We start from the raw sequence: 6,741 nt of genomic DNA on the forward strand, positions 1-6,741 counted from the left end.
CGGCTTCGGACCTTTCGGCCCGCTCCCCGGCGGCGCATGAAGAACATTACCCGAAGGTGGACGGGGCTCCAAAACGGGTATCCGCCGCGAGGATCGCGGGGAGTTCGGCGAGGGAGGCGATCCGGCGCGGGCCGACGGGCGGCGCGACGGTGGCGTACACACCCCCACGATCGATCCAGACCGACAGCAGTCCCGCGTCGGCGGCACCCCGTCCGTCGATCTCCGGATGGTCGCCCACGTACGCCACTTGGTGCGGGGCCAGTTCCAGGGCGTCGCAGGCGGCGAGGAAGGCGCCGGCGGCCGGCTTGGAGACGCCGAGTTCCGCCGCGCACAGGACGACCTCGAAGCGGTCGTGCACACCTAGGACGCGCAGTTTGCGGTCCTGGACGTGGATGCTGGAGTTGGACAGCACGGCGTGTCGGTGGCTGGCGGCGAGGGCGTCCAGCGCGGGCAGGACGTCCGGGAAGAGGGCCCACGCGGTCTCGTAGTGGCCGATGTACCGCTCGAACCACGCGTCGGCGTCGGCGTCGCTCACCGTGCCGTCGCCCAGGAAGCCCCGTACGCGGTCCCGGCGCTGCCCCTGGAAGGTCGCCTCCCCCGCCGAGAAGCGCGCCCACTGCTGGTCCGTGATCTCCCGCCACCGCGCGATGGCCTGATCGACACTGTCGTACCCGTCGAGCAGGCCCTCGGCCGCGAGATGCCCGCTCATGCCGACCCGGTCGGCGGTGGTGTAGTCGAAAAGGGTGTCGTCGACGTCCCAGACCACGGCCCGAATGCTCATGGTCCGACGGTAACGCGCAGATCCGCGAACCGTCCGCCGGAACGACGAAGGTGCGGCACCCACACCTGGGGTGCCGCACCTCACAGGCGTACGGCTACGCCGTCAGCTTCGCCAGGGCCGCGTCCACGCGCGCCAGCGTCCGCTCCCTGCCCAGGATTTCCAGGGACTCGAAGAGGGGCAGCCCGATCGTGCGGCCGGTGACGGCCACCCGGACCGGGGCCTGGGCCTTGCCGAGCTTGAGGCCGTGGGCCTCGCCGGCGGCCAGGACGGCCTCCTTCAGGGACTCCGGGGACGTCCAGTCCGCGGACTCCAGCTTCTCGCGGGCGGTGCGCAGCAGGGCGTCGCTGCCCTCCTTCATCGCCTTGGTCCAGCTCGCCTCGTCGAACACCGGCTCCGGCAGGAACAGGAAGTCGACGTTGTCGGTGATCTCGGAGAGGACCTTGAGGCGGGTCTGGGCGTGCGGGGCGATCGCGTGCCACTTGGCCTCGTCGAAGTCCTCCGGGGCCCAGGGGGCGAACGGCGCCTTCAGCCAGGGGGCGCAGCGCTCCGTGAAGTCCTTCACGTCCAGCAGCCGGATGTGGTCGGCGTTGATCGCCTCGCACTTCTTCAGGTCGAAGCGGGCCGGGTTGGGGTTCACGTCCGAGATCTCGAAGGCCGCGACCATCTCGTCCATCGTGAAGATGTCCTGGTCGGCGGAGAGCGACCAGCCCAGCAGGGAGAGGTAGTTGAGCAGGCCCTCGGGCAGGAAGCCACGCTCGCGGTACAGGTTGAGCGACGACTCCGGGTCGCGCTTGGACAGCTTCTTGTTCCCCTCGCCCATCACGTAGGGAAGGTGGCCGAACTGCGGGATGCGCTTGGCCACGCCCAGCTCGATCAGCGCCTTGTACAGGGCGATCTGGCGGGGCGTCGAGGAGAGCAGGTCCTCGCCGCGCAGGACGTGGGTGATCTCCATCAACGCGTCGTCGACCGGGTTCACCAGCGTGTACAGCGGGGCGCCGTTGGCTCGTACGATCCCGAAGTCGGGGACGTTCTCGGCGGTGAAGGTCAGCTCGCCGCGGACCAGGTCCGTGAACGTGATCGTCTCGTCGGGCATGCGGAAGCGGACGATCGGTGTGCGGCCCTGAGCCTTGTACTCCTCGACCTGCGCGTCGGTCAGGTCGCGGCAGTGGCCGTCGTAGCCGGAGGGCTTGCCGGCGGCGCGGGCGGCCTCGCGGCGGGTGTCCAGCTCCTCCTGGGAGCAGTAGCAGCGGTAGGCGTGGCCGGCGTCCAGGAGCTTGCCCGCGACCTCCTTGTAGAGGTCCATGCGCTGCGACTGGCGGTAGGGCGCGTGCGGGCCGCCGACCTCGGGGCCCTCGTCCCAGTCGAAGCCCAGCCAGCGCATCGAGTCGAGCAGCTGGCCGTACGACTCCTCGGAGTCGCGGGCCGCGTCGGTGTCCTCGATGCGGAAGACGAGGGCGCCCTGGTGGTGCTTGGCGAAGGCCCAGTTGAACAGGGCGGTGCGGACCAGGCCCACGTGGGGGTTACCGGTGGGCGAGGGGCAGAACCGTACTCGTACGGCGGGGGCGGGTGCGCTAGCCACGCTTGACAACCTTGTTGGTGAGAGTGCCGATGCCTTCGATGGTGACGGCGACCTCGTCGCCGACGGTGAGCGGTCCGACGCCTGCCGGGGTGCCCGTGAGGATCACGTCGCCGGGGAGCAGCGTCATGGCCTCGGTGATGTTGACGATCAGATCCTCGATGGAGTGGATCATCTCGCTGGTACGGCCGAGCTGGCGTTGCTGCCCGTTGACCGTGAGCTGGATGGTGAGGTCGGACGGATCGAGGTCCGTCTCCACCCAGGGGCCGAGCGGGCAGGAGGTGTCGAAACCCTTGGCCCGGGCCCACTGCTTCTCGCGCTTCTGGACGTCGCGGGCGGTGAGGTCGTTGGCGCAGGTGTAGCCGAGGATGACGTCCTTGACGCGCTCACGCGGGACCTCCCGGCACATCCGGCCGATGACGACGGCCAGTTCGGCCTCGTGGTGCAGGTCCTCGGAGAAGGAGGGGTACTGGATCTCGTCGCCGGGGCCGATCACCGAGGTGGAGGGCTTGAAGAAGGCGAAGGGGGCGTCGGGTACCTCGTTGCCCAGCTCGCGCGCGTGGTCCGCGTAGTTGCGGCCGAAGGCCACGACCTTGTTGGGGAGTACCGGGGGCAGCAGCCGCACCCTCGTCTTCGAATCGGACGGTGCCAGCGGGACCTTCGTACCGGAGAGCTCGAAGTCCGCGAACGGGATGCCCTTGATGATGTCGAGGACGAGTTCGTCCGGCTTTTCGCCCTCTACGGCGCCGAAGGCGACGTTCCCGTCGATGGAGAATCTGGCGATGCGCACGGGATCCTGGCGCCCCTCACTGAGAACTGGTGTGCGTGTCGGCCGACCGGCTTGCCCGCGAGCCGACCCTGGACGCTCCAGGCTAACCGGTCGGGTGGCATGATCATCGGCTGCCTGAACGCCCCAAAGGTTCGGGTCGTATTCAAGAAAATGGCCCTGCCGCGGGGCACCGGGCCGTGGGACACCTGGTCCGACGGCGAGGCGGCCGTGCGCAACGACGTGGACCGGTGGACGCGCGAAGGCGCGGTGCGGGTGCCCGGTGGGCGGTGAGCGTGCCCGGCCGGCGGGGCTCCGCGTTCACCCGGAGAGCCTCAGCGGCCACTCGGCAGCACGCGCCGGCCACTGGGCACCGGCCGCCCGGCAGCCGCTATTCGGCGGCGGAGGCCTGGGCGGTGACGGGGGCCTCCATCAGCACCGTACGCTTGGGGTTCGCGGTCTGCTCCGGGAGATCGACGGAGTGCTCCGGCTGCTCCAGGGTCCGCAGTTCGTCGGCGTCGTTCAGGTGTGCCAGCGTGGTGCGCCGCGGGTTGGCGATCTTGTGGAACATCATCGTCGTCTTCACGGTTCTTACGAGACCCTGTTCTGTGCGTGCGCCTGGCGCCCGAGAGGGCTCCGCGATCGGCGCGGGTTGTCGGATTTGCCATTCATGTAAAGCGTCAGGCTAGGCACGCGATTCCCCTTCGAAGCCGCGAACACCCCTTGATCCACGTGTGAGTTTCCTCACGACTCTGCGGTCAAAACGGTCATAGCGGGTCCATGATCCATTCCAGTGAATCGGACATTGCATCCCCGAAGCCACCATTCCGCTCCTGATCATGGCGACTGGGACACCGGGAGTCGCCGGGGGACTCGCGGGCATAAGTCCGTTATTGAGGAGATCATGTGACACTGGTGGTGACTTCGCACTCACGTGCTGTCACGTACGTCACGGCCTGACCCACGGGCCTTGTTGGAGATCCGGCACTGTGCTGGAATTCCACGGACCGCCGCAGGATCGAGCCGGCGCACAGGGGGCGCAGAGAAGCGCCGAGTGGCGGCGAGAATGGGGGAGCCCGCGCCGGTCACTCACGACCATCAGGGGTGCGTATTTCAGGACGCCCCCCACGACGCCGACACCGTCCTTCCGTTCACCCGGAAGGACGCCTGGTCCAGAGGTTGCGACGCTAGTGCAGGGACGTTTCAAGAGGGATGGCAGTGCTTCGGCGGAGCCGGAGCCGCACGGCGGGAATGGCCCGACGGCCGGTAGCTCCTCGCCCCAGCACGCCCAGAACCCGGGCCCTTCCGGTGACGGCGGTGAGCGCCTCGGGCGCCCCGGCGCGTCCACGTCGTCGAGCCCGGCCGCCCCGACCACGCCACCGGTGAAGCCACCCCGTGGTGTGCCCGGGCCGGGCTCGCGAATAGCCCTGCGCAACTGGCGCATCTCCACGCGTCTGGTGGCGCTGCTCACCCTCCCGGTGGTCGCGGCCACCACGCTGGGCGGGGTCCGCATCAACGACTCGCTCGACGACATCCAGCAGCTGGACAACATGAAGCTGCTGACCGAGATGACCAAGCAGGCCACCGAACTCGCGGACGCGCTCCAGGCGGAGCGCGACCAGTCGGCCGGCCCGCTGGCCCACGGCTCGGCGTCGAACGACTTCACGGTCAAGGGCTTCCGCGGCAAGACCGACCGGGCCGTGGAGACCTTCAAGGGCGCCGCCGAGGACATCGACGCCGCCGACCTCCCGGGCGTCCGCGAGAGCCTCGTCGGCCTCGTCCGCGACCTGGGTGACCTCGCGCGGATCCGCAACTCGGCCTACGCGACCGAGAACAACGCCTCGCAGACGGTCGAGGGCTACCACCGCCTCATCACGCACCTGCTCGACCTCTCGCAGGACATGGCGGAGGCCACCAGCAACCCCGAGATGATCCAGCGCACCCGCGCCCTGGCCGCCTTCTCCTCGGCCAAGGAGTACGCGTCGATCCAGCGCGCGATCCTCGCGGCGGCGCTGCCCACCAGCAACACCACGACCGGCAAGCTCTCCGAGAGCGACCGCCTGTACGGCGAGGGCGCCCTGGAGAGTGAGGAGTCCGACCTCAACAGCTTCCGGAGCATCTACGGCACGGACAGCGCCATCGAGCTCCTCAAGCCGGTCGAGGAGGGCAACCCGACCATCCAGGCCACCGACCAGTACGGCGGCCGCGCCATGCGTTCGGGTCTCTCCGACCTGGACAAGCGCTCCTACAAGGACTGGGTCGACGACAGCTCGATCAAGATCGAGCAGATGGGCAACGTCGAGCACACACTGCTCGAGGACATGGAGCAGAAGGCCCGCGAGCTGCGCAACGAGTCCGAGCGCGACGCGATCATCTCCGGTGTCCTGATCCTGCTCGTCCTCGGTATCTCGCTGGTCGGCGCCTTCGTCGTCGCCCGCTCCATGATCCGCTCGCTGCGCCGCCTCCAGGAGACCGCCACCAAGGTCGCCCAGGACCGGCTGCCCGAGCTGGTCAAGCAGCTGTCCGAGTCCGACCCGCAGGACGTCGACACGTCCGTGGAGTCGGTCGGTGTGCACTCCAAGGACGAGATCGGCCAGGTGGCCGCGGCCTTCGACGACGTGCACCGCGAGGCGGTCCGGCTCGCCGCCGAGCAGGCCCTGCTGCGGGGCAACGTCAACGCGATGTTCACCAACCTCTCGCGCCGCTCCCAGGGTCTGATCCAGCGCCAGCTGTCGCTGATCTCCGAGCTGGAGTCCCGCGAGGCCGACCCGGACCAGCTGTCCTCGCTGTTCAAGCTCGACCACCTCGCGACCCGTATGCGCCGTAACGGCGAGAACCTCCTCGTCCTCGCCGGTGAGGAGCCCGGCCGCCGCTGGACCCGCCCGGTCCCGCTGGTCGACGTGCTCCGCGCCGCGGCCTCCGAGGTGGAGCAGTACGAGCGCATCGAGCTGGCCTCCGTGCCGACCACCGAAGTGGCCGGCCGGGTCGTCAACGACCTCGTGCACCTGCTCGCCGAGCTGCTGGAGAACGCCACCTCGTTCTCCTCCCCGCAGACCAAGGTCAAGGTCACCGGTCACGCGCTGCCCGACGGCCGGGTCCTGATCGAGATCCACGACACCGGCATCGGCCTCTCCCCCGAGGACCTCGCCGCGATCAACGAGCGGCTCGCCTCGCCGCCCACCGTGGACGTCTCCGTCTCCCGCCGCATGGGTCTGTTCGTGGTCGGCCGGCTGTCGCAGCGCCACGGCATCCGCATCCAGCTGCGGCCGTCCGACTCCGGTGGTACCACCGCGCTGGTCATGCTCCCGGTCGACGTCGCCCAGGGCGGCAAGAAGCCCCAGCCGAAGCCCGGTCAGGGCGGCGGCGCGGGTGGCGGTGTCGCCGCCGCGGCCGCTGGTGTGGCCGCGGCTCGCCGTGGCGGCGGTCAGCTGGGCGGAGGTGCTCCCGGTGGCCCCGGCGGTGGCGCACCCGGCGGCGGCCTGCTCGGCGCCGGTCAGGGACCGCGGGCCGCGCTGCCCGGACGCGACCCGTCACCAGCAGCCAGGCCGGCAGCGAGGCGACGCAGAGCAGCGCGAGGATCGTGGGGGAGACCACCAGCACGGCGGCCGTGTACAGGCT

The 6,741-nt window shown here is 69.8% G+C and carries 5 protein-coding genes; 1 reads left to right on the plus strand and 4 read right to left on the minus strand.

The window, feature by feature from the left end; all coding sequences use genetic code 11:
- Positions 1–46: 46 nt before the first annotated feature.
- The 4 genes from ABZ027_RS13355 to ABZ027_RS13370 all read right to left on the minus strand — a co-directional run bounded on the left by ABZ027_RS13355 (position 47) and on the right by ABZ027_RS13370 (position 3,709).
- Positions 47–781 (minus strand): HAD family hydrolase, encoded by a 735-nt coding sequence (locus ABZ027_RS13355; protein WP_356767535.1) that lies wholly within the window; start codon positions 779–781, stop codon positions 47–49.
- A gap of 94 nt (positions 782–875) precedes the next feature.
- Positions 876–2,360 (minus strand): glutamate--tRNA ligase, encoded by a 1,485-nt coding sequence (gene gltX / locus ABZ027_RS13360; RefSeq protein WP_356767537.1) that lies wholly within the window; start codon positions 2,358–2,360, stop codon positions 876–878.
- The gene (locus ABZ027_RS13365; protein WP_356767539.1) at positions 2,353–3,147 is read right to left on the minus strand and encodes a fumarylacetoacetate hydrolase family protein; all 795 of its coding nucleotides are present in this window, start codon (positions 3,145–3,147) and stop codon (positions 2,353–2,355) included. Before ABZ027_RS13365 ends, gltX begins: the two co-directional genes overlap by 8 nt.
- Before the next feature lie 367 nt (positions 3,148–3,514).
- Positions 3,515–3,709: a hypothetical protein gene (locus ABZ027_RS13370; protein ID WP_356767541.1), complete on the minus strand. Its 195-nt coding sequence runs from the start codon at positions 3,707–3,709 to the stop codon at positions 3,515–3,517.
- A 604-nt stretch (positions 3,710–4,313) separates the two neighbouring features.
- Between ABZ027_RS13370 and ABZ027_RS13375 the strand changes: the two genes are divergently transcribed.
- On the plus strand, positions 4,314–6,741 hold a 2,428-nt coding region (locus tag ABZ027_RS13375), incomplete at its 3' end, for a nitrate- and nitrite sensing domain-containing protein (RefSeq protein ID WP_356767543.1).

Source organism: Streptomyces sp. NPDC006332 (assembly GCF_040612855.1).
GTDB lineage: Bacteria > Actinomycetota > Actinomycetes > Streptomycetales > Streptomycetaceae > Streptomyces.